Below are 24388 nucleotides of genomic sequence, written 5' to 3' on the forward strand. Positions count from 1 at the left end.
CCCGCCTTACGGATCGCACGGTCGATGCGCGTTGCGGCGGCCGTGCGACGAGTCCCGGGCCCCGGCTGCCTGTCCGGCGAACCCGCCGCCCTCGTCGCGGAGTTCCTCCACGGCCTGGGCCGCGACGGGCTTGGCGCACCGTCTGCCGGTCAGGTCGACGAAGGCGGCCGGCGCGAAGTCGATGCCGTCGGCGCGGACCAACTCGGCGAGATCGGGGGGCATCTGTTTCCGCGGCGGTCGTCATGGGCCCCTGCTCGATACAGGTAGGCCACTGTGGTGAACCGTTGGATGCATGCGGAAAGGCGCAGTGCGGGAAGATTTCCACCGTGGAAGGGTCCCGTGGGCCGGCAGCAGGTGGCGTGGCAGGCCGACGGAAGGCCGGGTGAGGCCGAGGGACCGGGCTCCGCCTCCGAAGAGACCGAACCCGGCCCCGCCACGCCGTCAGGAGACAGCGGCGGACGGTTCGTTGGACGACGTGGGGTCGGCCGATCCGGCGGACCCCACGCGCACCCACAGCGGCTTGAGGCGGTACGTCAGCAGGTACAGCACCGCGCCCGCCCCGGCCGCGACGAACATGCTCAGGTCGCCCGCGCCCGGGAACGCCGTCGAGAACGGTCCGGTGTAGAAGCTGGACTGCCAGAACGGCACCGAGGCGGCCACGCCTCCGGCCCAGGCGACGAAGCCCCAGTCCAGTACCCGGCGGCGGTCGTAGAGCTCGGCGACGCGGGAGGGGTCGGAGCGGCCGCCGAGGTAGAAGTCGAGCAGGAGCACGGCCGCGAAGGGGGCGATGAAGTAGGCGGTCAGGTTGAGGAAGACCTTGAACTTGGCCTCCGTGCCCGACTCGCCCCACAGGCTGATGGCGTAGGCGAGCAGACAGATGACGGTGACCGCCTGGGAGCGGGAGACCGGGATCTTCAGCGTCTGGACGGAGATCGCGCCGCCGTAGACGTTGAGGAAGTTCTGCGCGAGTGCGGACAGGCCGACGGCGAGCAGAGCCGGGATCGCGAACGGGCCGGCCAGTTCGTGCAGGGCGGTGATGGAGTCGGAGCTGCTGGCGCTGCCGCCGACGACCACGCCGAGGATGCCCAGCCAGGCGATGGTGACGAAGTTGCCGAGGCCGGTGTACCAGGCGGTGCGGCCGACGACGTCGGGGGTGTCGGGCAGATAGCGGGAGTAGTCGGAGGCGAAGGGCGCCCAGGCGACGAGGAAGGACAGGAACCAGCCGGCGAAGGTGACCCAGCCGCCGGTGGAGCCGATGTACCCGGCCGCGTGTGAGTTGGCGTGGAAGAAGCTCCCGCCGCGCACCACCGCGACCACCGTGATCATCAGGAACAGCGGGGTGAGGATGTAGGTCAGTACCTTCTGGAGGTAGTTGATCATGTTGTAGCCGTAGATCGACACCACCAGTTCGACCGCGGTCAGCACGGCACCGCACAGCCAGTACGGCAGGTGCGTCAGCTCGGCGAACGCCTTGCCGCCCAGGATGACCGTGACCGCCGCCCAGCCGACGCCGGCGAAGACGTTGATGTAGGCCACGGGCAGGAAGTTGCCGAAGAAGCCGAGCGGGCCGCGCGCCTGGATCTGCTGCGGCACGCCGAGCCGTACGCCCATCTTGGACATCACGGCCATCAGCACCGAGCCGACGGCCGCACCGATGACGATGGCGGTGACGGCGGCGGAGAAGCTCAGCCCGAACCAGGCCGCGCTGAAGCCGAGCAGGATGATCGGGAAGTTGAGGCCGGCGGCGAACCAGACGAAGAACTGCGAGCTGGGCTTGCCGTGCCGCTCGTTGTCGGGGATGTGGTCGACGCCGAAGGGTTCGACTTTGGTGACCGCGCTGCCGTACACCGGCGCTGAAGCATCTGGGGACATGGCGTACTCCTGGGGACGGGGAAAAGGAGGCTGCTTCCGTGGGGGCGTGGGGCTGTGGAGTCTCACCATGGCCGGGGCCATCCGTGAGGAGTCGAACGCTCTGCCGCTGCCTACGAGCGGGCGAGGTCATGCGGTTGGTGGAGACGACCCACCGCGCGATCCGTGGATCAGGGTTTGAGGAAGGGGTGACTGCTCCGCGGGACGGCGCCGGCCTACTGGAACGCCGGTACGACCTCCTTGATGAACAGCTCCAAGGAGGCACGCTTCTCCTCGTGCGACAGGCCGGTGTCGATCCAGAAGCTGTACTCGTCGACGCCGAGCTCCTGGTAGGCGCGCAGCCGCTCGATGACCTCGGCGGGAGTGCCGATCATCGCCGTCTTGTGCAGCGCCTCCGGCGCGAACTCGGGGCGGCCTTCGAACTTCGACTCCGGGCTGGGGTCGAGGAACCCGTTCACAGGGGTGGTCTGGTTGCCGAACCAGGCGTCGAAGGTCCGGTAGAACCGGTTGATGGCCTCCGCTGCGGGCCGCCATCCCTCGGGTTCGTCGGGGGAGTGGACGTGGGTGTGCCGCAGCACCATCAGCTCGGGGCGTGAGACCTCCGGGTGGTTGGCCACCGCGGTGTCGAACTTCCGCTTCAGGTCGACGACTTCCTCGTCGCCCTTCATCAGCGGAGTCACCATGACGTTGCAGCCCTGGGCCACGGCGAAGTCGTGCGAGTCGGGGTCGCGGGCGGCGATCCACATGGGCGGGGTGGGCTGCTGCACCGGCTTGGGCACGCTGGTCGACGTCGGGAACTTCCAGATCTCGCCGTCGTGGGCATAGTCGCCCTGCCACAACGCCCGTATGGCGGGCACGAGTTCGCGCAGGTGCTTGCCGCCGTCGCGGGCCGAAAGACCGCCCGCCAGCCGGTCGAACTCGAACTGGTAGGCGCCGCGGGCGATGCCTACCTCCATCCGGCCGTTGCTGATGACGTCGAGGAGCGCGCACTCGCCGGCGGCGCGGATCGGGTTCCAGAACGGGGCGACGATGGTTCCGGCGCCGAGCCGGATGGTCGAGGTCTGCGCGGCCAGGTGGGCGAGGAGCGGGATGGGGCTCGGGGAGATGGTGTACTCCATCGAGTGGTGCTCGCCGATCCACACGGTGCCGAAGCCGCCGGCCTCGGCCATCTGGGTCAGGTCGGTGAGATTCTCGAAGAGTTCGCGGTGGCTGACCTCCTCGTCCCAGCGCTCCATGTGGACGAACAACGAAAACCTCATGACTGCTCCTCGTCTTGCGGGCCGGCCGCGTCCATCTCGGTGAGGGTGATGTCGCCGGTGGCCCAGTGGGACCGGGGCACCTCGTGGACGACGACACGGATGTACTCGGGACGGGTGTTCGTGGTGCGGAGGACCGCGGCGTGCACTTCGTGCAGCAGGTCCCGGATCTGGTCCGGGGTGCGGCCCTCGGCGAGGGTGATGGCTACCTGTGGCATGTCAGCTCCGCATCGTGAACGGGTCGGCCACCGGCTCTTCGCTGGTGTTGATCCACACGCTCTTGAGGCGCGTGTACTCCTTCACCGTCTCGGTGCCGTGTTCGACGCCGACGCCGCTGGTCTTGAAGCCCTGCCGCGGCGACATCGGGGACATGGCCCGGTAGGTGTTGACCCAGATGGTCCCGGCGTCGAGGCGCGCCGCCATCCGGTGCCCGCGGGAGAGGCTGGTCGTCCAGACGCCGGCCGCGAGCCCGTAGTCGGTGTCGTTGGCCAGCCGTACGACTTCTTCCTCGGTGTCGAACGGCATGACGGCCAGCACCGGTCCGAAGATCTCCTCCCGGACGACGCGCATGTCGTTGTCGACGTCCACGAGGATGGTGGGCTCGTAGAAGTAGCCGCCGAGCCCGCCGTCGGTGGGCTGCCCGCCGGTCAGCACCCGGGCGCCTTCGCTGCGTCCGAGGTCGACGTATCCGGCCACCTTGTCGCGCTGGGCCGCGAAGGCCAGCGGGCCGAGTTCGGTCTGCGCGTCCAGAGGGTCGCCGATGCGGATGGACTTGGCGCGTTCGGCGACTCGCTCCAGGAGTTCGTCGTAGACCGACCGGTGGGCGAAGACGCGGCTGCCCGCGATGCAGGTCTGTCCGGCGGCGGCGAAGATACCGGCCACGACGCCCATCGCCGCGTTCGGGATGTTCGCGTCCTCGAAGACGATGTTGGGGGACTTGCCGCCGAGTTCGAGTGTGGAGCCGATGAACCGGCTGGCGGTCGCCGCCGCGATCCGCGCCCCGGTGGTGGTGGAGCCGGTGAAGGAGATCTTCGCGAGGTCGCGGTGGTCGACCAGGGCCTGTCCGGCCTCGGCCCCGAACCCGGTGACGACGTTGACCGCGCCCGGCGGGAAGCCTGCCTCCAGGGCCAGCTCGGCGAGCCTGACGACGGTGGCCGAGGTGTACTCGGAGGGCTTGATCACGACGGTGTTGCCGGCGCAGAGAGCGGGAGCGAGCTTGCTGCTGGTCAGGGTCAGCGGCGAGTTCCAGGGCGTGATCGCCCCTACGACGCCGAGCGGCTCCCGGGCCGTGTAGTTCAGTACCTGGCGGTCGGAGGTGGGGATGAAGTCGCCGTGGATCTTGTCGGCGAGGCCCGCGTAGTAGTGGTAGTACTCCGGCAGCGTGGCCAGCTGTCCCCGCATCTCGCGCAGCAGCTTGCCGTTGTCCAGGGTCTCCATCCGGGCCAGTTCTTCGGCGTTCTCGGCGATCAGCTCGCCCAGGCGGCGCAGCAGATGACCCCGGCGCGTCTGGCTGAGGTCGCGCCAGCGCGGGTCCTCGAAGGCACTCTTCGCGGCGGCGACGGCCCGGTCGATGTCGGTGGCGTCGCCGCGCGCGGCCCGGTAGAGGACCTCGCGAGTGGCCGGGTTGGTGCTCTCGAAGTACTCGCCCGACGCGGGCTCGACCGGCGCTCCGCCGATGAAGTGCTGCAACGTGGTGAGGTCAGACATGAGCACACTCTCCGAGGAATGCAGTGAGGGAGCCGGCCAGCTCCCGGGGACGCTCGACGGGCAGCATGTGACGCGCACCGGGGACGACCACCGCCCGGCAGTCGGGCAGCGCAGCGGCGAGCCGGCGGGTCATCTCGGGGGTGGACCCCGGGTCGTCCGCACCCGTCACAGCCAGCGCGGGTACGGCGATCCGGCCCAGCTCCGGCCCGAGTTCGACGTCTGCCGTGGCGAACACGCGGTAGCAGCCGAGGAAGGAGTCGATGTCGTTGGCGAGCAGCGTGGCCTTGGTGCGGGCCACCCGGTCGGACGCCACGTCCGTACCGTCGTACCACCGCTTCAGACTCGCGGTCGTGCTTGCCGTGAAGTCGTCCTCCGCGGTGCGCAGGCGGGTGAGGACCGAGGCCCGCTCCTCGGCCGTGCGGTCGCACACCGAGCTGACCGAGGTCAGGGTGGCCACCAGCTCGGGCCGGAACAGAGCCAGGTGCTGGGCGACCAGGGCCCCCAGGGAGAATCCGACCAGGTGCGAGCCGGCCGGGATCTCACCGGTCACGCCGTCGGCCAGGTCCGCGAGCGTCACGGTGCCGCTCACCGGCGGGCGGGTGCCGTGCCCCGGCAGGTCGGGGGTGATCACGGTGAAGCGGTCGGCCAGGAGCGCGGCGGTCGGCTCCCACATCGTGTGGTCGAGTCCGACACCGTGCAGCAGGACCACGGTCGGCTTGCTCATGGAGTACCTACTGTTCGGTCGAGAGCGAGGCGAGGCGCTGCTGGGGGCGCCCCTGAGCGGCGGCGGCGAGCGCGATGACGATCTCGTTCGGGTGCGGGGCGTCGCTGACGCGGACCTCGAAGCTCTGGTGGTGCGAGCGGATCGTGGCGTCGGTGATGTGCTTCAGCGGGATGTCGAAGACCACGCCGGCGGGTCCGCGCTTCTCGACCGCGGGCAGCAGGGTGGTGGCATTGGCCGCCTTGCGGAAGTGGTCTCCGAACTTGAGGGTGTGGATCAGCGCCGAGCCGTGCTCGATCTCCCCGTCCAGACCGACGATGGCGGCCTTGCCGTACGCCTCGGCAGGCGACCCGAGAGCGTCGAGGACCGCCGGAGCCAGCAGCGCGCCGAGGTCGGAGGCGTTCGCCTCGATGCCGGGGGCCAGATCCTCCACGAAGCCCTGGCCGGCCCAGGGATTCTCGATCACTGCAGCGACGACGGCGATCCGGGCGGGTCGGCCGAGCTCCCGGCCACCCTCGGCGTGGATCTCCTCGACGACGGTCACGATCCTGCGGACGTTCATGAGGGAACAACCTCCAGTGTTTCGGTGGTGACGACGGGGTCGGTCATGCGGTCCCCGATCCGGGGGTGCGGGCGCGGCCCCGTCGACGCGGCCGCGATGACGACGATCTCCTCCGCGCGCGGCCCGTCGGACACCCGGGCGCTGACGGTCTGGTAGTGACTGCGCGTCGCCGCGTGGTTCTTGTGCCAGAGGGGGATGACCAGCGACTCCCCGGCCTCGGCACGCGTGTCGGCGAAACAGATGATGGACTCGCCCTGGAGGAACTCTCGCACCAGGTTGCCGAAGTACGGGGTGTGGATGAGTGCTCCGGCGTGCTCGATCTCACCCGCCGTGCCGACGATGGCGGCCTTGCCGAACGACTCGATTTCGTCCGCACCGCCCAGCGAAGTGATGAGCCGGTCGGTCAGCAGCTTTGCGAGTACCGGTGCGATCCGCTCCTGCTCCAGGGCGAGGTCGGTCGAAGGACCGGAGCCCAGCCACGGATTCCGTATGACCGCGGCGACGCTGGCTCGCCACGTGGGCCGCGCGGGCGCCTCGCCCGCCTCGGTCAGGACGACGTCACGGTAGAGCGCGAGCTTGCGGAGACCGATGCTCTCGTCAGGGTGTTCCAAGCTCTCTTGCATGGCACAGGACGATAGGCACACACGCGCAAACCGGTCAAGGGTTCCACCCCAACGGCTTTCACGCGTCTTCCGGATCCGGCGGTTCTCAGTTATTGAGTGGGCTTGACCTGGGCATTCCGGCGATATGTAGGAGTAGGGGCCCGATCCGGAACCCCCGAACCCTTGACGCTCCCTACGCGGCATGCCTTACTGCTTCTTGTATGCCAGTGCTGCCCCAGGGGGCGGCCTTGTGGACTCAGCGGTCGACCCGAGAGCGCTCCCGTTTGCGCCGACCGACCGCGCGCTCCAGAAAGCAGCAACTGTGGAAGGGGAAGAGATGGCGCACACTGATGGCCGTCGAGAACTCATCGAGAAGGTATGGACCGAGGCCTGGGAGCAGGGCGACGCCGACGCGCTCGATGCGCTGCTGGACCCAGCCTACCTGCGCCACGGAAGCGACCCGCACCCGCAGAACCTGGACGCCTTCAAGGCGGCGATCGTCTCCACACGTGCGGCGTTCCCCGACCTGAGCACCGTCATCGACGACATCGTGATCGAAGGTGACAGGGCCGCGATCCGCTGGCACAGCAGCGGAACTCATGTGAATTCCTTCCTCGGTGTCCCACCCACCAAGCGGCGCGTCGACATCAGCGGCGCCACGTTCGCCCGCTTTGAGGGGGACCGGATCGTTGAGGAGCACGTGACGTGGGATCCCCGGGCTCTGCTCGCGGCGCTGGGCATCATCAGCGTGGGACAGGACTGACGACCGAGATGACAAGGAGCACCCGCATGGCCGCGCTCGCCTCCACCCCAGACATCGATGTGATGAGGCAGGTGAACCGGCAGTTCGTCACCGGTGTCACGGTCGTGACCGCGATGGATGGAGAGACCCCCAAAGGGCTGGCCGTCAACGCGTTCTCGAGCATCTCTCTCGACCCTCCCACGGTGATGGTGTGCGTCCAGCACACCTCGTCCACCCATGACTGTCTGTTCCGAGCGGATCACCTCGCGATCAACATCCTGTCCACCGACCAGCTCGACGTAGTCGGCACGTTCGCGAGCAAGGCCGCCGACAAGTTCGAGGGCCTGGACTGGGAGAGCGGCCCGTTCGGCAGCCCTCTGATCGCCCGGAGCAGCGCGCAGATGGAAGTGCGGATCCGTGAGCGGCTCCAGGCCAGTACCCACACCATCTTCATCTGCCGAGTGGTGCACGCCGCAGTCACTGACCTCTCTCCCATGATCTACAGCGCGGGCAAGTTCTTCGACGCCGGGGCACTCACGTCTCTGGGATGATCCGGCGGGTAGATACAGGTCAGGGAGGAGCACTCGGTGAATCGCGCGAAGAGCGAACCGAAGAACGGATCGATGCAGGCCACGGTGATCGCAGAAATGCGCAGGCGCATCATCAAGGGCGACGTCGAACCCGGAGCCTCACTCTCGGAGGCCGCTCTCGCGGACGAGTTCGGTGTGAGCCGTACGCCGGTGCGCGAGGCCCTGAAGCAGCTGCAGACGGAAGGTCTCGTCCAGATCCGGCCCCGTGTCGGGACGTTCGTCACCATCCCCTCCCGCCGTGAGATCACGGAACTCTTCGAGATGAAGGAACTCATGGAAGGCGCGGCCGCGCGGCTCCTGGCCCAGCGCGGCCGGGTCCCGGAGACCGACGCTCTCCAGCGCAATCTGCGCGAGGCCGACGCGGCAGTGGAGCAGGACGACCGGGAACGGTACGCGGCGCTGGTCCAGGAGTTCCACGACCTGCTCATAGCCGGCTCCGACAACAGCAAGTTGCAGGCCCACTACCAGGTGCTGATGAACCAGCTCGCGTACGCCCGGCTGGTGACCACCTCGCTGAGCCAGCCGGGCCGCGTCAGCCAGTCCGACCGGGAGCACCACCTCGTCCTGGAACTGATCATGGAAAAGGACGGCGACAGCGCCGAGCGCGTCATGCGCGAGCATGTCAGGGCCAGCAGGCGCGCCCTGCTGGCCGGCCTGCCCATCGACGATCGGCCCGAAGGGTTCGGCGAGGCCAGTTCCTGACGGCCCAGGGGTGGTGCATCGCAATGACCATGTCGTCGGCCGTCGAGCGGGCGCGTTACGGATATCCGGCTCTATGCCCTGCTCCCCGGCCCCGCCGCCCCGTCCCGACCGCCTATGCGTGGGAGATGCTCAACCGGACGGACAAGACCTCCGTAGGCACCACGCCGGCCGGCCCGGTTCCGATGGGCCGCATGGGCACGGCGGGGAGGAATTGGCGACCTTGTCGAGTTCACCCGCCGCAGGGATGGTCACGAGCGCTTCATCCGGTCCCCGTTCACCGTGTCAGCTCGGCGGGAACGGCGATGTCGAGCGCGGTGAACAGGTCGTCCAGCTTGCCGTCCAGTTCCGCGCCGACGGCGGCGATCCCCGGATCGCCAAAACTCGAGAAACGGGGGCTGGGCTGATCGACGGAGAACCACAGTTGGTCGTCCTGGTCCTCGTAGACGATGGTGCGCAGTGGCGCGTAGAGAATGACGCCAGGGTTGTGGCGATACATGCGCTCGGCGACGATGTGGTTCCCCATGAGGTAGGTCGTGCAGCGGCGGTCGTGCCCGGCCACCCGCATCATCAGGGGGGCGCGGCACCGTCTTGATCGTGATGTCGAGATACTTCTTCGCCCAGTCCACCAGCTTCGCCGCGTAGGCCGAGTCCGCCCAGATGATGGCGATCTCGGGGTGCGTGAGGGCGAGCCGGAAAAACAGTTCCTTGGCCGCGTCCCGGTCAGTGACGTCCGCGGCCGTGACCATCACCATCAGCACGAGACCGCGATGGTCGCAGATCAGGTGCCTTTTGCGGCCGTTGATCTGCTTCCCGGCGTCGTACCCTCTCGTGTCCTTGCCGACCGTCTCGGATGCCTTCACCGACTGGGAGTCCACGATCACCGAGGCTGCGCGGGGTGTCTTGCCAGCGGCGAGACGGATGCTGCGCCGGAGCTGGTCGCGGATGACATTGATGACCCCGGCTACCGCCCAACGCCGTGCAAAGCCGTAGATGGTCCGCCAAGGCGGGAAGTCGGCGGGCATCGCGCGCGCCTACGCCGCTTCCGGCACCCCCCTGCGACGCATCCGCGCCGCCTCGGCCGCCTACGTACGCTTCGCCGCCGAACGCCCCCACCAGTTCCGCCTGCTCGCCGATCCGCCCGACGAACCGGCCGCACTCGAACGGGTCGCCGACCTCGTCGACGAGCAGAACACCAAACTTGCCGCAGCCCTGAGTGACGGCATCGCCGACGGCACCATCACGCCTGATATCGACCCCCGAACGGCGGCCACCGCGCTGTGGGCCGCCATGAACGGCATCCTCGGCCTGTCCTGGCGTGCCGACCGGCTGCATCGTCATCGTGACCGTTACTTCCTGAATATTTCCTCTGCGGCAGGCGGTTCAGTTCGGCAAGCCCAACGTTGCCGCCCCTGAGCAGGAGGCGCCCGACGTCTGAAGGTGCTCAGCCTGGCCTTCCGGCATCCGGCCGCGACCTGTGTCGAGACTGGCCAGGTCGGTGAGCCCGGAAAAGGATCGGCCTTCCGCCCCAGCGCGGGCATGCGCTACATCGAGTAGGCCACCATGGAGCGCAGGTGTTGTCGCGCACCAACTTTCGCCGCAGGCGCGGCAGCGCGATCAGGACACCAGGGGCAGGACGTGGAAGCGCGAGAGCGTCATGTGAGGGGCTGTGGCCCGTCCAGGGGCATCCCCTCGGGAGGGGGCTGGCAGAAGATTCCTTCCCGAGGAGACGATGGTGGTGCCATGCCGCCCGGCAGCGGGGGGGGGGTGTTACGCCTGGGCCAGGCGGTCGAGGAACTGTCCGACCAGGTGCAGGCCGGTACGCAGGGTTTCGGTGTCGTCGGCGAAGCCGATGCGCACGGTGTGTTCGATGCCGAAGGCGGCACCGGGGGTGAACATGACGCCGGTCTGCTCCAGCAGGCGGGTGCAGAACTCGTAGGAGCCGATCGGTGTGCGGTAGCGCAGCAGGGCGGTGGTGCCGGAGGCCGGCTTCACGTAGCTGATGTCGTCGCGGGTGTGGACCCATTCGTCCAGGACGGCGAGGTTGGTGCGGGTGATGTGGTGGGAGCGGGCCAGAATCTTGTCCTTGTTCTCCAGCGCGACGCAGGCCAGCAGGTCGTCGATGCGTCCGACGCTGATGGTGGTGTAGTCGCGATGTGTGGAGATGTCTGCCAGCAGGGGGGTGGGGCCGACGACCCAGCCCAGGCGCAGCCCTGCCAGGGAGTAGGGCTTGGACATGCTGCCGGTGGAAATGCCGCGCTCGTACAGGTCGGCGATCGAGGTGGTGAAGCCGTCACCGTTCTGGTCCACGCCGCGGTAGACCTCGTCGCACAGGATCCATGCGCCGACCCGGTCGGCGATCTTGGCGATGCGGGTCAGGCCCGCTTCGTCGATGAGGGCGCCGGTGGGGTTGTTGGGATTGTTGAGGGCGATGAGCTTGGTGTCCGGGGTGATGAGCCGGTCGAGTGCGTCGAGATCGGGCAGCCATCCGTGCTCCTCGCGCAGCGGCAGGTGGTCGACGCGGGCGCCGTAGCTGTCGGGGATGGAGTAGTGCTGCTGGTAGGTGGGGACCACGGCCACGATGTGGTCGCCCGGCTCCACGAGGGTCGCGTGCACGAGGGCGTTCGCGCCGATGGCTCCGTGGGTGACGAGGACGTTGTCCGGTCCCTGGCCGCTGTAGAGGCCGGCGACCAGGGCGCGCAGACGAGGGCTGCCCGGGATCGGCCCGTAGGTGAGCGGGGTGGCGTCCAGCTCGGCGAGTACCTCTTCGCGACGGCCGGATATTTCCAGCAGCTCTGCGGTGGTGAGTGAACGGACGCAGGTCTCGGCCAGGTTGTAGCGGCAGGTCTCCTCGTGGTCGTTCATCCAGCGCTCGACCTCGAACTCGCGGATCTTCATCAAGGCCGTCCCTCGGTCGTGGCGTTGTCGTTCTGGTAGGCCGCCCATGCGACCGCGGCGTCCTCGATGCCCAGTCCGACGGACCGGAAGTACACCGGGCGTTTGCCGCTCGGGAGGGCGGCGCGGCCGGCGACGAGGTCGGCCAGGTCACCGCTGACCGTCTCGGGATCCCAGCCGGATGCGGCTGCCTGCACCAGTTCGGTGGCGACTCGCAGGCTGGTGCGCGCATCCACGTACACATCGAGCTCTGGCACCGCGGCGGGTGGGATCTCACGTGCGCCGGGGGCGTTGGTGGAGATCGAGGTGACGACCACTCCTGCGGGCAGGTCGCGCGGGTCGAAGACGTCGTCGGCCGCAGAGGTGCACAGCATCACCAGGTCCGCCCCGGCGACAGCCTCCTCGATGCCGGAGGCGACCTGCAGGTCAGGTCCGGCATCGTCGATGCCGTTCGGGGAGAAGGCGCGCATGGTCATGCCGGGACGTACGTGACGCAGGTAGCGGGCGTGCGCGCGGCCGACGCGGCCGTAGCCGATGACCGCCGCGGTGCGGGCGTCGGAGGTGAGCAGCAGGTCGGCGGCGAGCGCGGTGGTGGCCGCCGTGCGTTCCACGGTCAGGGCGGAGGCGTCCAGCAGTGCGACCGGCTGCCCGGTGGACAGGCTCATGAGCATCGTCCAGGCGGTGACCGCCGCGGGACCGACCGGCTGCGGCAGATACGGGGAGACTTTGACCGCGTACAGACCGGCGGCGGGCAGCACGGCCGGGTAGTGGATGACGTCACCGCCGCCGGGCAGGTCGATGACGAACTGGCCGGGAGCGGCCGACTCACTGTGGGGAAGCTCCTCGAATGCCTCGCGCAGCGCGGCCAGCACGGCCTGCTCGCAGACATGGGGAGTGGTGATCACTCGCATGGTGAGCAATATATTGCCCACTCGGTCGATGGGCAAGCTATTTTGTGCACTATAATGCTCACCATGGGCAGTGAAGGCGCCGTCGGAAACAGCACTCCGGAGTTCGTCACCCGCATCGGTGGGCGGATTCGAGCGCTGCGCAAGCAGCGTGGCTGGAGCGTGCAGCAACTGGCCGAGGCCGGCGAGCTCAGCCGGAGGATGCTCACCGACATCGAGCTGGGGCATGCCAACCCGAGCCTTGCCACTGTCGACCGCGTCGCCCGTGCTCTGGACACCGACTTCGCGGCCCTGGCCCTCCCCGAACACGACACGGCAAACGAGCAAATCGAGGGAACGGTCGTATGGCGGGCCCCCGATGGCAGCCAGGCGCTCCTCCTCGGGGCGACGCAGGGCCCGCGGGCCGAACTGTGGCGCTGGACCCTGGCCCCGGGGGGTCACTATGACGCCGAAGCCGACCGCGTCGGCGCACAGGAAATCCACCATGTGCTCTCCGGCCGCCTGACTCTGGCACTGGAAACCGGCTCCCACAAGCTGACCCCCGGGCAGAGTGCTGTCATCGCCAGCGACCAGCACTACACCTACCGCAACGACGGTACGGAACCGGTCGTCTTCATGCGGGTCGTCACCGGCGCCTGATCTGCTGACTGGCCAGAGCACACCGGACCTGCCTGCGCAGCTCCCGACGTGATCAAAGTTCTCGCCCTCGGAGCACGCGCGGTCGCCATCGGGACGGCCCTACGCCTATGGGCTGGCCGTCGGCGGACAACAGGTCATCGGCCATCAGACGGTGGTCGGGGCGAGGGCCGAGGACATCCCGGGCCGAGGCGAGCCGGAGGTCGAGCAACCAGGCGTGTTGGCCCCCCCCGATTGGCATCCGGCATCTGGCCGCGACCTGCGCCGGGGCCGGCCAGGCAGGTGGGAAGCCGGGTTTCCGCCCCGGCTCGGGCCTGGCGCTCACTCAATAGGCGACCATGGGTCGTCAGGTGTTGTCGCGCACCGACTTTGGTCGCAGGCGCGGCATGCGAGGAGGGCGCCCAGCAGAGTGAGCCCGGCGATGGTGAGCATGGCGGGCTTCAGGTTGGGCAGGAGCTGGCCGTGCTCAGCTGTTGCATGTGCGCTGCTCAGTACCGCAGTGATGAGGGCGAGGGAGACTGCTCCGCCGATCTGGAGGCTGGTGTTGACCAGACCGGAGGCGAGGCCGTGTTCGCTGTCGTGGACGTCGTGAGTGGCCCCGACGTTCACCGCGGGAAAGCCGACCCGCGATACGAGACAGCGGGCTACCTGGGTGACTGGACGCCGGCGCCGGGTGGAGTCGGCGAAGGACCACCGCGGCGTCGAAAGTGAGGGGCCGGGGAGACTTCCCCGGCCCCTCACCGCTGTTCATGCTTCCGCAGCCAGTCCCGCATCAGGCAACAAGGATTCTGATGCGGACAGTCCCACGGTCCGCGCCCTCGAACGGCGGGGACGGGGAGGAGGCGGCTGCCCCGTGTCGTCCAGACCGCTCTCCCCGGATAAGTGTCGGCTGCCTTGATCAGGCAAGCGTGGTGAGGACGTTCACCGGGTTGACGAGGGTGTCGCGGATGGGCGAACGGCTCTCGACGAGGGCGATGAGCTCCTCAAGTTGCTCACGGGTGGTGCCGGGGGCCTCGATGTGGGCGCGGACCCGGATCTCCGGCAGGCCCGGACGGATCGAAGCATCGATGCCGAGGAAGCCGCGCAGGTCGACATCGCCTTCGAGTTCCAGGCGCACACTCTTGAGCTCGATGCCCTGTGCGGCGGCATGGGCGGCGAGCGTGACGGTGTAACAGCCGGCGAGCGCGTGCAGCACGTACTCCCCGGGCGAGACCGCGGTGTCGGTTCCCAGCAGCGCGATCGGCTCGTCACTGCTCATCGTGTACTTCGCGACGCGCTTCTCGTCGCGCTCGCCACCCTGTGTCACGGCGCCGGTCTGCGCATCGAGCCGGCAGCCGCCCTGCCACGAACCGTCGATCGCGAAGGTGACCTGGCCGAGCCTGGGAGTGGCCCGGACGGCGTCGATGGTGTCGTGCAGTGCTTCGACGTCGATCTCGTTAAAGGCGGGCGGGCAGCCCCAGTGGGCTGCCCGCCGCGGGCAACGCCCGCCGCGTTGAGGGGACTTCCTGGATTCGGCCATAGCCGATGTTCCTCACCGGTTGATCCGGTTGGGCAGTTACCGTGCCATGCGGGACGGTTCGATCATGTGGCCCAGCCGGTGTGGGTAGCGGATTCTCAGCGCTGTGGCCGCCACAGTCGCGGCAGCCAGGACGACGCTCCCCAGCAGCAGGGGTGCCGAGTAGCCGGTTCCCAGCAGAGGCCGGGAGATCAGGGGGCCGATGATCTGTCCGATGCCGTAGCCGGCCGTCAACAGCGCGACGGCTCGCGGCACTTGGAGGTGCTCACCGAGGGCCAGTGCCAGGGAGGTGATGCCTACGAAGGTGCCGCCGAAGGCAGCCGCTGCGACGAGCGCGCTGGCGTTGCCGGGTACCAGTGCGGTCAGGGCGATACCGGCGGCCTGGAGCAGCAGGGCCGATGCCAGCAGGGTGGGGCGGCTCCACCGCCGGGCCAGGGCCGTCCACAGTGCCGAACCGGGGATCGCGGCCAGCCCGACGACGACCCACGCCCCTGCGCCAACCCAGCTGGGGGCGTTCTGGGTGATCGAGGCGACGAGGAAGGTGCCGGCGATGATGTAGCCGACGCCTTCGAGGGTGTAGCTGAGCGCCAGCGCGGCGAACCAGCGGTGTGTACGGGTGCGGGTGCGGATCTTCGCCGCGCCGGCCGCCTGCGGGGCGGGCGGGGTGAGTTTCCATGAGGCCGCGGTCAGCAGCAGCGTGAGGACGGTGGCGATCCACCACGCCGTACGCCATGTCGCCACTTCGCGGACGGCCAGGACCAGCAGTCCCGAGAACACGATGCCGGCGCCGATACCGCCGAATCCCCAGCCGATCAGGTGCGGGGCCGAGCGGCGCAGTCCGGACAGGAGCGCTCCGACCGCGTAGACGAAGGCGAGTGCGCTGGTGAACCCGGCGATGAGGCGCAGCCCGGACCAGAGTGTGACGTTTGGGTGAGCGGCATCAGGGCGAGAGACGCGGCCATCGCGATCATCGAGGCGCGCATCACCGGGCGCGAGCGGACCAGCTGGGGCGCGAAGCTGCCGGTCAGCGCGCCGATCAGGTAGCCGACATAGTCGGCTGTCGCCAGGTTTGCCCCGCTGGTGGCCGAGAGGTGGGCCTGGTCGTGCATCAGCGGCAGGATCGGGGTGTAGACGAAGCGGCCGACCCCGTTGCTGGCGGCCAGCGCTGCGGCTCCCTGGGCCGCTGTGACCCAGGGTGCGGGTCCGAGAGGCCGGCGTTCCCGGCGTTCGGCCGAGACTCGTTCGAGGGCGAGAGTCACGGGAGGGTCCTTTCTGGAAGTTCCTGGCACGGGGGCCGGATCGGCGGCGGCATCTCAGGCGCCAGGTCCGCGGCGGAATCGCCACGGAGCCCCTTCGCGGCCCATGGGCGGCCTCAGCAGGGTGGAATAAGCGGGGTGTCCGACATCCGGGCCGGAGCGTCACCCCTGAGGCGACGGCGGTGAGGGGGTGTCGCCGTCGGCGAGTTCGACCATCACGTGGGCACATCGCCGTACTGGACCGCCTCTGCGGGCTCCAGCCGTCGACGAGTGCTGTCTGGTCGGCTCCCGTGTCATGGGCACCGGCGGAGAAGACGACTGTGTCGTGGCCGGCTGCCTTGATGTGTGTTCCCCGACGGAGTCGGCGAACAGGTCGCCGCTGACCGGTGTGGCGGGTGCGGCTCGGGCGGTGCCGGTCTGCGCCGCGTTGCGCAGACCGGTCACCTTGTCGCCCGCGGGCAGCGAGCTGCCGCCGGTGGGGGAGGGCGGGGGCTGCCGGCAGAGCGGTCTCAGCGGCCCTGGGTGTCGTCGACCCCTTCGACGATGAATACGCGGTAGTCCGCACCGGCCAGGCGGTGGGGGAGCGCTGCCTGGTAGGCCGGGCTCTCGTACCAGGCCCGGGCGTCCTCAACGCTCGGGAAGCGGTGGATGAGCACACCGTCGAACGCCGTGCCCTCCAGGGTTTCGATCGCCCCGTATCCGACGACGGGTGTCAGCTGGTGGCCGGCCCGGGCCGCCCGGGCCGAGTCGGCGTAGAGAGCCAGCTCGGCCGGGTCGGTCACGCGCTCGCGGAGCATGACGACGTAGGCGCTCATCGGCCGGCCTTGGTGACCAGCTCGATCAGGGCGTCGGCTGCGGGTGCCGAGGAGGCCGGGTTCTGTCCGGTGATCAGCAGACCGTCCTTGAGGACGTAGGGGTGCCAGTCGTCGGTCTTGGAGTAGAGGCCGCCGAGCTTGGTGAGTTCGTCCTCGACGAGGAAGGGGACGACGTCGGTGAGCTGGACGGCCTCCTCCTCGGTGTTGGCGAAGCCGGTGACGTTCTTGCCCGAGACCAGCGGGGTGCCGTCCTCGTTGACGGTGTGCCGCAGCACGCCGGGTGCGTGGCAGACCAGTCCCACGGGCTTGCCGGAGCGGAGGGTGGTTTCGATCAGCCGGGCGGAGTCGGTGTCCTCGGCCAGGTCCCACAGCGGTCCGTGGCCGCCGGGGTAGAAGACCGCGTCGAAGTCGCCGGCCGAGACGGAGTCCAGGCGTACGGTGTCCGCCAGTGCCTCGGTCGCCTCCGGGTCGGTCTATCAACGAGGCCCTCCTGCGCCGCGTCACACGACACCTGTCGCCTTCTGCAGCCGGCTCGCGCTCCTGGGTGGGGCCGGGAAAGCCACTGCCCGATGCGGCAGGGTCATCGGCATGCATGCTCGGGCCCGTGAGTGGCACCGGCTTTCGTAGGAAAGTGAGCGAGTCGAGCCAGGGAACCGCTGATGGCAGGGCCTCGGGCCGCCCTTGCCTGCCGGGGCGGCGGCGGGCCACGAGGAGAAGGGGGATCAGGCAAGTGTCGCCTAGCGACCATCGGGTGACTGCTGTCCACCGGGCGATCTGCCGGGGGCCAGGGAATGCTGGGGAGCGTCGCCGCGAGCGAAAGCCGCCGATACGCCGTGTGAAGCACCCGAACCCACCGGAAGGAATTTCACGCCATGACCGAGACCGTGCCCAAGGCTCCGACTGCACCAGGGGTGCGGTCCTGGTGGGGAATCCCGTACGCCACCGCCGAGCGGTACCGCCGCCCCGTAGTCGCGGACTTCGATCCGAGCCTCCCGTACGACCGGAAGGGCGTCGTCGCGATCCAGCCCGACAGCGGCGACTGGCTCGAAGCGGACAGCGGGATGGGCGAGGACTGCCTGAACCTGAACGTGTGGGCCCCCGAGCAGCCGGCCGACAAGGCGCTCCCGGTGACCGTGTACATCCACGGCGGCGGATTCGAGTACGGCGCGAACACACAGATCACCTCGAATGCCGCCGGTCTCGCCGCGACGGGGCGCGTGGTGGGCGTGTCCATCAACTACCGGCTCGGCGCCCTGGGTCCGCTCTCGCTCTCGCAATACGGCGGGAAGCTCGCCGAGGCCAGCAACCTCTTCCTCCAGGACATCATCGCCGCGCTCACCTGGGTCCAGCGGAACATCGCCCACTTCGGCGGCGACCCCGACAACGTCACCGTCTACGGCCACAGCGGCGGCGCCTACTCATCCCTCGGACTGCTCGGCGCCTCTTCCGCCGACGGCCTGTACCGGCGCCTGGCCGGGTTCTCCGGCGGGCCCGCCCGCTCCATCCCGGCCTGGTGGGCCGAGGAACTCGCGCACCTGTTCGTCACCGAACTCGGCGTAGCGGACAACCCGGAGAAGCTGCTGGACCTCGACCCGCTCTCCCTGAGGGACGCCCTGCGCAAGGTCGCCCCGACGGACCTCGGAGTCCGCGGCGGGGTGGACAACAAGGCCACCGGCGTCGTCCTGGACATCGGGCAGCCCGGCGCGGTGGTGCACGCCCACCCCATGGACGTCCTCGCCTCGGGCGCGCACCGCGACGTCGACATCCTGCTGAGCATGGCCAGCGACGACATGGGCTGGTGGGTGGCGAACGACCTCGACCGGTTCGACCCGGGCACCGTCGACCGCGTCGTCGACGAGGTCGCGGGGTGGCGCATCTCCCGCTCCCGCGCGCAGAAGATCGTCGACGCCTACGACCAGGGCGGCCGTACCCCGGCCGAGGTCCGCGCCGCCGTCATGGCGGACTACCTCTTCGCGATCCCCGCCGCCCGCGGCGCCCTGGCCCACGCCGCCGCCGGCGGCAACGCCCACCTCCTCCTGATCGGCCCCGCCGAGGGCGCGCCCGCCGTGCACGGCACCGAGATGTACGCCCTGGTCGGCCAGGAAAAGCCGGGCCGCAGCGCAGAACAGGCCGAGCGGGACACCCGTATCCGCGACATCGTCCTCGACTTCGCCACCGGCGAGCACTCCCGTCTGTGGCCCGCCGTCACGGACAAGCCCACCTCGGAAACCGTCGGCGACTCTCCCTTCGAGGGCACCGCCCACTACCAGCAGGTCCTCGACCTGTGGGAAGGCATCGACCGCCCCTGACGGCCGGCGCGATACGGACGACGCAGGGGACAACAGGGAGTGAGGTACTCGACATGAGTCAACCGACAGCAGCCGGCGACGCCGCACCGGCGACGATGAGGGCCGTCGTCGTCACCCGGCCCGGCGACCTGGAGGCACTGGAGATCAAGGACGTCCCGGTGCCCGTCCGCAAGCCCGGCTGGGTGCGGATCAAGGTCAAGGCGTTCGGCGTCAACGAATCCGAGGTCACCACCCGCAAGGGAGAGTCGGACGCGGAGGTCACCTACCCGCGTGTGCCCGGCATCGAGGGCGTCGGCGTGGTCGACGAGGCCGACGAGGACAGCGGCCTGCGGCCGGGCCAGCAGGTGGCCACGATGATGGGCGGCATGGGCCGCGCCTACGACGGTGCCTACGCCCAGTACGTGACCGTACCCGCGGCACAGGTCATCCCGTTCGAGACCAGCCTGCCGTGGGATGTCGTCGGCGCGCTGCCAGAGATGTTCCAGACCGCTTACGGGTCCCTGACCCGTGGCCTGGACCTCAGGGCCGGGCAGACGTTGCTGATCCGCGGCGGCACCTCCACGGTCGGGCTGAGCGCGGCCACGATCGCGAAGGATCTCGGAGCGACCGTGCTGTCCACCACCCGCAGCGAGTCGAGGTCAGGGGAACTGCGGGCCGCGGGCGTCGACCACCCCCTCGTCGACAACGGCACCCTCGCCGACCAGGTGCGCGAGCTGATCCCGGACGGCGTCGACGCCGCCCTGGAACTGGTCGGCTGCTCGGTCCTCCCCGACACCCTGCGCACCGTCCGCCGCCACGGCACGGTCTGCTTCACCGGAGCCCTGGCGGGCCAGTGGATGATCCCCGACTTCAGCCCGTTCATGATCCCGGGCGGAGTGCGGCTGACCTCCTACGGCGGTGAGGCCGCCGACCTCCCGGCCGATGTCCTCGCCCGCCAGCTCCAGGCCATCGCCGCCGGACGTCTCAACGTCCCGGTCGCGAAGGCTTACCACGGCCTGGAACAGGTTCGCGACGCCCAGGCCGACCTCGAATCCGGCGCCACACCGGGCAAGCACGTCGTGGTCCTGGACGACTGAGACCCGGTCCCTTGAGACCCGGGCAGCGCGACCATCCTGGAGTTGGAGAAGTCCGGGCCCGACGGTCCTCGAGCCGGTGATCGCCGGTGTGACCGCGGGCTCAAAAGGGTGGGCACAGTGTCGCCGGTCGGGCGCCTGTCCATGGGTGAGTGGGGCTGCCGCATGGACAGGCGTGACCGTGGGCGTCAAGCCGTTTCGAGGAAGGGGTAGTCGGTGTAGCCTTCGGCGCCTGGCCCGTAGAACAGTTCCGGTCGCGGCTCGTTCTCCGGGTGGCCGTCCTGCCAGCGCTCGACCAGGTCGGGGTTGGCGATAAGGGCCCGGCCCACGACCACGGCGTCGGCGTGGTCGGCCTCGATGTGCTGAAGCGCCTGCTCGCGGGTGGTCTGCCCCCCGAAGGGGCCGTTGTTGACGATCAGCTTGCCGTCGAAGCGCCGCCGCAGCTCCTGTACCAGGTCGCCGCCCGGCTCGATGTGCAGTACGGAGAGGTAGGCCAGGCTCAGCGGGCGCAGTTGGTCGAGCAGGGTGCCGTAGGTGGCCAGGACGTCGTCCCGGTCGGTCTCGAAGACGTCCCCGAGGTCGACCTCCGGCGAGATCCGCAGCCCGACCCGCTCGGCACCGACGGCCTGGGCGACCGCCGTGACGACCTCGACGACGAAGCGGGCGCGGTTCTGCGGCGAGCCGCCGTATCCATCGGTGCGCTGGTTGGCCGCCGGGGAGAGGAACTCCTGGAGCAGGTAGCCGTTGGCGCCGTGGATTTCCACGCCGTCCGCTCCCGCGTCGATGGCCCGGCGGGCCGCGGTGACGAAGTCCTCCAGGGCTGCCCGGATCTCTGCGGTGGTCATCGCTTCCGGTACGGGGTAGGGCTGCTCACCCTTCTCGGTGAACGTCTTGTTGTCGATGGCGATCGCGCTGGGGGCGAGGATGCGGCGTCCGCCGTTGATGTCGGGGTGGGTGCCGCGGCCGGCGTGCATGATCTGCAGGACGATGCGGCCGCCCTCGGCGTGTACCGCCTCGAACACTCGTTGCCAGCCGGCCGCCTGCTCGTCGGTGGCGATGCCCGGCTCACCGACATACCCCTGCGACGCGTGGTCGGGGTAGGTGCCCTCGGTGATGATCATTCCGACGCTCGCCCGCTGCCGGTAGTACTCGACCATCAGGTCCCCGGGAATGCCGGAGGAACCGGCCCGGACCCGGGTTATCGGTGCCATGACGATGCGGTTGGCGAGCTCGATCTTCCCGAGGGAGATGGGGGAGAAAAGCGATGGAACGGGAGAAACTTCTGAAATATTGACAGTCATGGGTTTCTTTCTTTCTGCAATACGGAGGAATACGGGATGAAGGTCTGCGACGCAGAGGGTGGTGGTGTTGGCGGCGAACGCGGTGAGCCGCATGCCATCGGCGTCGGCGTCGACGCCGGTCAAGCGCACCTGCCCGCAGGAGTAGGGCGTTCACTCCTTGCGTACGATCAGCAGTCAGCCAGGTGACGAAGTCATGGGTGCCGCCGCCGGAGTCGGTACGGATCGGTGTCTGCAGGCCGTGCCGCGACCGACTACCTCGACGCGCCCCCGCGAAGAGGACCGATACACGGCTTCACCCGGAACGCGATTGCGGCGGTGGCGGGAACGGCGATCTCAGCGATCCTCACTCCCACCGCCCTGAGGCACTTCCGCCGGCCGATCGCCCATCGGACAGCCTGCTTCACGAGGCGCGAGGCTAGCTGAGCGGGACGTCCGCGACGGCCTTGAGGTGGCTGAACGTCTCGAGGGAGTACTGGCCGTGGTACCGGCCCATGCCGCTTTCGCCGACGCCGCCGAAAGGCAGGCCGGGCATGAGCAGTTGCATTACCGGCTGGCCCCAGGCGATGCCGCCGGAGGACGTCTCGTTCACCAGGCGCGACTTGGTGGCCTCGGAGGTGGTGAAGGCGTAGAGGGCGAGGGGCTTGTCGCGTTCGTTGATGAAGGCGATGGCTGCGTCGAGGTCTTCGACTTCGACGACGGGGAGGATCGGACCGAAGATCTCCTCCTGCATGACCGGTGATGCGGGGTCGACATCGGTGAGTACGGTCGGTGCGATGAACAGGTCGTCGCGGTCGTGCCGGCCTCCCACCGCCGCCCGGCCGGAGTCCAGCAGACGGGTGAGCCGGTCGAAGTGCCGCTCGTTGATGATCCGGCCGAAGTCGGCTGAGGTCTGCGGGCTGGTGCCGAACTGGGCGTCGACCGCCGCGCGCAGGGCGGGGACCAGTGCGGCGGCGGTGGCAGGATGGGCCAGGACGTAGTCGGGGGCTATGCACTGCTGGCCCGCGTTGCCGAACTTGGCGCCGACCAGCCGCTTGGCGGTCTCGTCCACGTCGGCGTCGGGTGCCACGAAGACCGGTGACTTGCCTCCGAGTTCGAGCGTGACGGGGGTGAGGTGTTTGGCGGCTGCGGCCATGACGATCCGGCCGACTGTGCCGTTGCCGGTGTAGAAGATGTGGTCGAAGCGTTGTGCCAGGAGGGCCGTGGTCTCCTCGGCGCCCCCTTCGACGACGGTGAGCACGTCGGCGTCGAAGTACTGTCGCAGGAGGCGTGAAGCGAGTGCCGAGGTGTGCACCGACATCTCGCTCGGTTTGGCCACCACGGTGTTTCCGGCGGCCAGTGCGCCGATGATGGGGTCGATGAGAAGGTGCAGCGGGAAGTTCCAGGGAGCGATCACCAGGACGACCCCGAGCGGGTCGTACGTGGTGTAGGCCGTTGTCGTGGGGCCGAAGTGGGCGGGAACCTCCACCGGGCGAGGCTGAAGCCAGCTCTCGAGATTCGCCAGCGTCTCGTCGATGTCGGCGACGGTGAAGTCGATCTCCTGCGTCTTCGCCTCGGCGGGGTTCTTCCTCAGGTCCGCCCAGAGGGCTTCGATCAGTTCCTGCTCGTTCTCGACCAGCAGGGCCCGCAGCCGCTGCAGCTGGTTGACGCGCCAGTCCAGTGGGCGGGTGACGCCGGTGTTGAACGTCGCACGAAGGCGGCCGACCACCTCCGCGGCCGTTTCCGTCTGGTGGGTCCTCGACTCGGTCCCCTGCGTTGCGGTCATGGGGTGTGCTCCGTTCTTGATGCAAGCCACGCCCCGGCTGCCTTCCAGCCGGGCACGGTCTCCAGCGTGCTGGACGATCCGGTATTCACCCAGGTCACGGCCTTGTGTACATCCGCTGTGCCTACCACTGGCTGGTGCAGGCTGGTGTGCGTCCGACCGTGGATACTCGGAGGCATGGACGAATACCCCCAACCGGTGCACGAGCCCGCCGACGGTGCTCTGGACCCGCGTGCCGAGCTCAGTGAGTTCCTGCGCACCCGGCGGGCCCGGCTGAAGCCGGAGGACGTGGGCCTGCCGGACTTCGGGCGGCACCGGCGGGTGCCGGGGCTGCGCCGCGAGGAGCTGGCGCAGCTGGCCGGGGTGTCGGTGGGGTACTACACGCGCCTGGAGCAGGGCAACGGGCAGCACGTGTCGGCGGAGGTCCTCGACGCCATCGCCCGCGCGCTCAGGCTGAGCGACGCCGAGCACGCCCACCTCACACACCTGGCGAAGCCGAAACAGCAGAAGAAGAAGCCGGCCGGCCGCACCCAGCAGGTGCGGGGCCCCCTGTGGACGCTGCTGGACACCATGGAAGGCGGCCCGGCGATCCTCGTGGGGCGGCGCTCGGACATCCTTGCCTGGAACCGGATGGCCGCGGCGGTCTTCGGCGACTGGGCCGAGCTGCCCGCGCACGAGCGGAACTGGGCGCGGCTGGTGTTCCTCAGGCCCGAGTACCGCGACCTGTTCGTGGACTGGGAGCAAAAGGCCAACGACGTCGTCTCTCAGCTGCGCATGGACGCCGGCTCCCATCCCAACGACCCCCGGCTGTCCCCGCTGGTGGGCGAACTCTCCGTGAAGAGCGAGGAGTTCAGGCGGTTGTGGGCCGCCCACGACGTCAAGGACAAGTGTCACGGCATCCAGCGCCTGCACCACCCGCTCGTCGGCGAACTCGAACTCCGCCTCGAGTCGTTCCACCTGGCCGACGACCACGAACAGACACTGGCGACGTACCACGCCGAACCCGGTTCCCCGTCCGCGGAGGCACTACGACTGCTGGCCAGCTGGGGCACCGACGCGACAAGGGCGGGAGCCGGGATGCCGCCGGCACGCACGGCTTGATGAACAGTTGATCATCGATAGTTGGCTGCGCGCCACGCCCAGCGTCCTTTCGCACGCCGGACGCCTCCGGG

25 protein-coding genes and 2 pseudogenes are annotated in these 24388 nt (G+C 69.2%); 8 read left to right on the forward strand and 19 right to left on the reverse strand.

Features of this window, described 5'->3' with window-relative positions:
• Positions 1-6: 6 nt before the first annotated feature.
• The 8 genes from ACZ5SK_RS41215 to ACZ5SK_RS41250 all read right to left on the reverse strand — a co-directional run bounded on the left by ACZ5SK_RS41215 (position 7) and on the right by ACZ5SK_RS41250 (position 6738).
• Positions 7-222 (reverse strand): hypothetical protein, encoded by a 216-nt coding sequence (locus tag ACZ5SK_RS41215; RefSeq protein WP_334581710.1) that lies wholly within the window; start codon positions 220-222, stop codon positions 7-9.
• Positions 223-441: 219 nt separating this feature from the next.
• A complete protein-coding gene (locus ACZ5SK_RS41220) occupies positions 442-1872 on the reverse strand; it encodes a purine-cytosine permease family protein (protein ID WP_457495670.1) in 1431 nt (476 codons plus the stop codon).
• Positions 1873-2084: 212 nt separating this feature from the next.
• The gene (locus ACZ5SK_RS41225) at positions 2085-3128 is read right to left on the reverse strand and encodes an LLM class flavin-dependent oxidoreductase (protein WP_334581708.1); all 1044 of its coding nucleotides are present in this window, start codon (positions 3126-3128) and stop codon (positions 2085-2087) included.
• The gene (locus ACZ5SK_RS41230; RefSeq protein WP_334581706.1) at positions 3125-3343 is read right to left on the reverse strand and encodes a tautomerase family protein; all 219 of its coding nucleotides are present in this window, start codon (positions 3341-3343) and stop codon (positions 3125-3127) included. The genes ACZ5SK_RS41225 and ACZ5SK_RS41230 overlap by 4 nt, the downstream gene beginning before the upstream one ends.
• A gap of 1 nt (position 3344) precedes the next feature.
• Positions 3345-4832: an aldehyde dehydrogenase gene (locus tag ACZ5SK_RS41235; protein WP_334581705.1), complete on the reverse strand. Its 1488-nt coding sequence runs from the start codon at positions 4830-4832 to the stop codon at positions 3345-3347.
• A complete protein-coding gene (locus tag ACZ5SK_RS41240) occupies positions 4825-5556 on the reverse strand; it encodes an alpha/beta fold hydrolase (RefSeq protein WP_334581704.1) in 732 nt (243 codons plus the stop codon). The genes ACZ5SK_RS41235 and ACZ5SK_RS41240 overlap by 8 nt, the downstream gene beginning before the upstream one ends.
• 7 nt (positions 5557-5563) lie before the next feature.
• Positions 5564-6115, reverse strand: coding sequence for an amino acid synthesis family protein (locus ACZ5SK_RS41245; protein ID WP_334581703.1), 552 nt, complete (start codon positions 6113-6115; stop codon positions 5564-5566).
• Positions 6112-6738, reverse strand: a complete 627-nt coding sequence (locus ACZ5SK_RS41250; protein ID WP_334581702.1) for an amino acid synthesis family protein — start codon at positions 6736-6738, stop codon at positions 6112-6114. The genes ACZ5SK_RS41245 and ACZ5SK_RS41250 overlap by 4 nt, the downstream gene beginning before the upstream one ends.
• 301 nt (positions 6739-7039) lie before the next feature.
• On the opposite strand from ACZ5SK_RS41250, the gene ACZ5SK_RS41255 reads away from it, so the two are divergent.
• The 3 genes from ACZ5SK_RS41255 to ACZ5SK_RS41265 are packed head-to-tail and all read left to right on the forward strand — an operon-like array spanning position 7040 to position 8751.
• Positions 7040-7480, forward strand: coding sequence for an ester cyclase (locus tag ACZ5SK_RS41255; protein ID WP_457495668.1), 441 nt, complete (start codon positions 7040-7042; stop codon positions 7478-7480).
• 26 nt (positions 7481-7506) lie between these two features.
• Positions 7507-8010, forward strand: coding sequence for a flavin reductase family protein (locus ACZ5SK_RS41260; RefSeq protein WP_334581700.1), 504 nt, complete (start codon positions 7507-7509; stop codon positions 8008-8010).
• A 36-nt stretch (positions 8011-8046) separates the two neighbouring features.
• Positions 8047-8751 carry a GntR family transcriptional regulator gene (locus tag ACZ5SK_RS41265; protein WP_334581698.1) on the forward strand — a complete coding sequence of 235 codons (705 nt, stop codon included), beginning with the start codon at positions 8047-8049 and terminating at the stop codon, positions 8749-8751.
• A gap of 274 nt (positions 8752-9025) precedes the next feature.
• On the opposite strand, the gene ACZ5SK_RS41270 is transcribed toward ACZ5SK_RS41265, so the two are convergent.
• Together ACZ5SK_RS41270 and ACZ5SK_RS41275 are read right to left on the reverse strand one after the other, a co-directional pair.
• Complete coding sequence (locus tag ACZ5SK_RS41270) at positions 9026-9319, reverse strand: DUF302 domain-containing protein (protein ID WP_468577482.1); 294 nt, start codon at positions 9317-9319, stop codon at positions 9026-9028.
• Positions 9309-9779: pseudogene (locus ACZ5SK_RS41275) on the reverse strand (transposase); the annotation flags it as partial. The gene ACZ5SK_RS41270 and the pseudogene ACZ5SK_RS41275, both read right to left, overlap by 11 nt.
• Between ACZ5SK_RS41275 and ACZ5SK_RS41280 the strand changes: the two are divergent.
• A complete protein-coding gene (locus ACZ5SK_RS41280) occupies positions 9742-10164 on the forward strand; it encodes a WHG domain-containing protein (protein ID WP_468577484.1) in 423 nt (140 codons plus the stop codon). The pseudogene ACZ5SK_RS41275 and the gene ACZ5SK_RS41280 sit on opposite strands and share 38 nt — an antisense overlap.
• 354 nt (positions 10165-10518) lie before the next feature.
• On the opposite strand, the gene ACZ5SK_RS41285 is transcribed toward ACZ5SK_RS41280, so the two are convergent.
• Positions 10519-11646, reverse strand: a complete 1128-nt coding sequence (locus ACZ5SK_RS41285) for an aminotransferase (protein WP_468577486.1) — start codon at positions 11644-11646, stop codon at positions 10519-10521.
• A complete protein-coding gene (locus ACZ5SK_RS41290) occupies positions 11646-12554 on the reverse strand; it encodes an ornithine cyclodeaminase family protein (RefSeq protein ID WP_468577488.1) in 909 nt (302 codons plus the stop codon). The genes ACZ5SK_RS41285 and ACZ5SK_RS41290 overlap by 1 nt, the downstream gene beginning before the upstream one ends.
• 63 nt (positions 12555-12617) lie before the next feature.
• On the opposite strand from ACZ5SK_RS41290, the gene ACZ5SK_RS41295 reads away from it, so the two are divergent.
• Positions 12618-13190, forward strand: coding sequence for a helix-turn-helix domain-containing protein (locus tag ACZ5SK_RS41295; protein ID WP_334581691.1), 573 nt, complete (start codon positions 12618-12620; stop codon positions 13188-13190).
• 318 nt (positions 13191-13508) lie between these two features.
• Here the strand turns inward: ACZ5SK_RS41295 and ACZ5SK_RS41300 are convergent, their stop codons facing one another.
• The 5 genes and pseudogenes from ACZ5SK_RS41300 to ACZ5SK_RS41320 all read right to left on the reverse strand — a co-directional run bounded on the left by ACZ5SK_RS41300 (position 13509) and on the right by ACZ5SK_RS41320 (position 17223).
• Entirely contained in the window at positions 13509-13796 is a 288-nt protein-coding gene (locus ACZ5SK_RS41300) for a hypothetical protein (RefSeq protein ID WP_468577490.1), read from the reverse strand.
• Positions 13797-14085: 289 nt separating this feature from the next.
• Complete coding sequence (locus ACZ5SK_RS41305) at positions 14086-14706, reverse strand: OsmC family protein (RefSeq protein WP_334581689.1); 621 nt, start codon at positions 14704-14706, stop codon at positions 14086-14088.
• A 36-nt stretch (positions 14707-14742) separates the two neighbouring features.
• Positions 14743-15812, reverse strand: a pseudogene (locus tag ACZ5SK_RS41310) (YbfB/YjiJ family MFS transporter).
• A 656-nt stretch (positions 15813-16468) separates the two neighbouring features.
• Entirely contained in the window at positions 16469-16774 is a 306-nt protein-coding gene (locus ACZ5SK_RS41315; protein WP_334581688.1) for a DUF1330 domain-containing protein, read from the reverse strand.
• Positions 16771-17223 (reverse strand): type 1 glutamine amidotransferase domain-containing protein, encoded by a 453-nt coding sequence (locus tag ACZ5SK_RS41320; RefSeq protein WP_468418878.1) that lies wholly within the window; start codon positions 17221-17223, stop codon positions 16771-16773. The genes ACZ5SK_RS41315 and ACZ5SK_RS41320 overlap by 4 nt, the downstream gene beginning before the upstream one ends.
• Positions 17224-17646: 423 nt before the next feature.
• On the opposite strand from ACZ5SK_RS41320, the gene ACZ5SK_RS41325 reads away from it, so the two are divergent.
• Complete coding sequence (locus tag ACZ5SK_RS41325) at positions 17647-19083, forward strand: carboxylesterase family protein (RefSeq protein ID WP_334581687.1); 1437 nt, start codon at positions 17647-17649, stop codon at positions 19081-19083.
• Positions 19084-19136: 53 nt separating this feature from the next.
• Positions 19137-20159, forward strand: a complete 1023-nt coding sequence (locus ACZ5SK_RS41330; RefSeq protein ID WP_334581686.1) for an alcohol dehydrogenase catalytic domain-containing protein — start codon at positions 19137-19139, stop codon at positions 20157-20159.
• Between the two features lie 185 nt (positions 20160-20344).
• Here ACZ5SK_RS41330 and ACZ5SK_RS41335 read toward each other — a convergent pair whose 3' ends face one another.
• Positions 20345-21457, reverse strand: a complete 1113-nt coding sequence (locus ACZ5SK_RS41335) for an alkene reductase (protein WP_457495663.1) — start codon at positions 21455-21457, stop codon at positions 20345-20347.
• A 415-nt stretch (positions 21458-21872) separates the two neighbouring features.
• Positions 21873-23219, reverse strand: a complete 1347-nt coding sequence (locus ACZ5SK_RS41340) for an aldehyde dehydrogenase family protein (protein ID WP_468418869.1) — start codon at positions 23217-23219, stop codon at positions 21873-21875.
• A gap of 174 nt (positions 23220-23393) precedes the next feature.
• On the opposite strand from ACZ5SK_RS41340, the gene ACZ5SK_RS41345 reads away from it, so the two are divergent.
• Positions 23394-24317, forward strand: a complete 924-nt coding sequence (locus tag ACZ5SK_RS41345; protein ID WP_334581682.1) for a helix-turn-helix transcriptional regulator — start codon at positions 23394-23396, stop codon at positions 24315-24317.
• Positions 24318-24388: the final 71 nt, after the last annotated feature.

The sequence above is a fragment of the Streptomyces sp. NPDC031474 genome, from assembly GCF_055581185.1.

Coding starts and splice junctions, on each gene's coding strand:
- ACZ5SK_RS41215 (WP_334581710.1), bottom strand. CDS start 222: ATGCCCCCCGATCTCGCCGAGTTGGTCCGCGCCGACGGCATCGACTTC.
- ACZ5SK_RS41220 (WP_457495670.1), bottom strand. CDS start 1,872: ATGTCCCCAGATGCTTCAGCGCCGGTGTACGGCAGCGCGGTCACCAAA.
- ACZ5SK_RS41225 (WP_334581708.1), bottom strand. CDS start 3,128: ATGAGGTTTTCGTTGTTCGTCCACATGGAGCGCTGGGACGAGGAGGTC.
- ACZ5SK_RS41230 (WP_334581706.1), bottom strand. CDS start 3,343: ATGCCACAGGTAGCCATCACCCTCGCCGAGGGCCGCACCCCGGACCAG.
- ACZ5SK_RS41235 (WP_334581705.1), bottom strand. CDS start 4,832: ATGTCTGACCTCACCACGTTGCAGCACTTCATCGGCGGAGCGCCGGTC.
- ACZ5SK_RS41240 (WP_334581704.1), bottom strand. CDS start 5,556: ATGAGCAAGCCGACCGTGGTCCTGCTGCACGGTGTCGGACTCGACCAC.
- ACZ5SK_RS41245 (WP_334581703.1), bottom strand. CDS start 6,115: ATGAACGTCCGCAGGATCGTGACCGTCGTCGAGGAGATCCACGCCGAG.
- ACZ5SK_RS41250 (WP_334581702.1), bottom strand. CDS start 6,738: ATGCAAGAGAGCTTGGAACACCCTGACGAGAGCATCGGTCTCCGCAAG.
- ACZ5SK_RS41260 (WP_334581700.1), top strand. CDS start 7,507: ATGGCCGCGCTCGCCTCCACCCCAGACATCGATGTGATGAGGCAGGTG.
- ACZ5SK_RS41270 (WP_468577482.1), bottom strand. CDS start 9,319: ATGATGCGGGTGGCCGGGCACGACCGCCGCTGCACGACCTACCTCATG.
- ACZ5SK_RS41280 (WP_468577484.1), top strand. CDS start 9,742: ATGGTCCGCCAAGGCGGGAAGTCGGCGGGCATCGCGCGCGCCTACGCC.
- ACZ5SK_RS41285 (WP_468577486.1), bottom strand. CDS start 11,646: ATGAAGATCCGCGAGTTCGAGGTCGAGCGCTGGATGAACGACCACGAG.
- ACZ5SK_RS41290 (WP_468577488.1), bottom strand. CDS start 12,554: ATGCGAGTGATCACCACTCCCCATGTCTGCGAGCAGGCCGTGCTGGCC.
- ACZ5SK_RS41295 (WP_334581691.1), top strand. CDS start 12,618: ATGGGCAGTGAAGGCGCCGTCGGAAACAGCACTCCGGAGTTCGTCACC.
- ACZ5SK_RS41305 (WP_334581689.1), bottom strand. CDS start 14,706: ATGGCCGAATCCAGGAAGTCCCCTCAACGCGGCGGGCGTTGCCCGCGG.
- ACZ5SK_RS41315 (WP_334581688.1), bottom strand. CDS start 16,774: ATGAGCGCCTACGTCGTCATGCTCCGCGAGCGCGTGACCGACCCGGCC.
- ACZ5SK_RS41325 (WP_334581687.1), top strand. CDS start 17,647: ATGACCGAGACCGTGCCCAAGGCTCCGACTGCACCAGGGGTGCGGTCC.
- ACZ5SK_RS41330 (WP_334581686.1), top strand. CDS start 19,137: ATGAGTCAACCGACAGCAGCCGGCGACGCCGCACCGGCGACGATGAGG.
- ACZ5SK_RS41335 (WP_457495663.1), bottom strand. CDS start 21,457: ATGACTGTCAATATTTCAGAAGTTTCTCCCGTTCCATCGCTTTTCTCC.
- ACZ5SK_RS41340 (WP_468418869.1), bottom strand. CDS start 23,219: ATGACCGCAACGCAGGGGACCGAGTCGAGGACCCACCAGACGGAAACG.
- ACZ5SK_RS41345 (WP_334581682.1), top strand. CDS start 23,394: ATGGACGAATACCCCCAACCGGTGCACGAGCCCGCCGACGGTGCTCTG.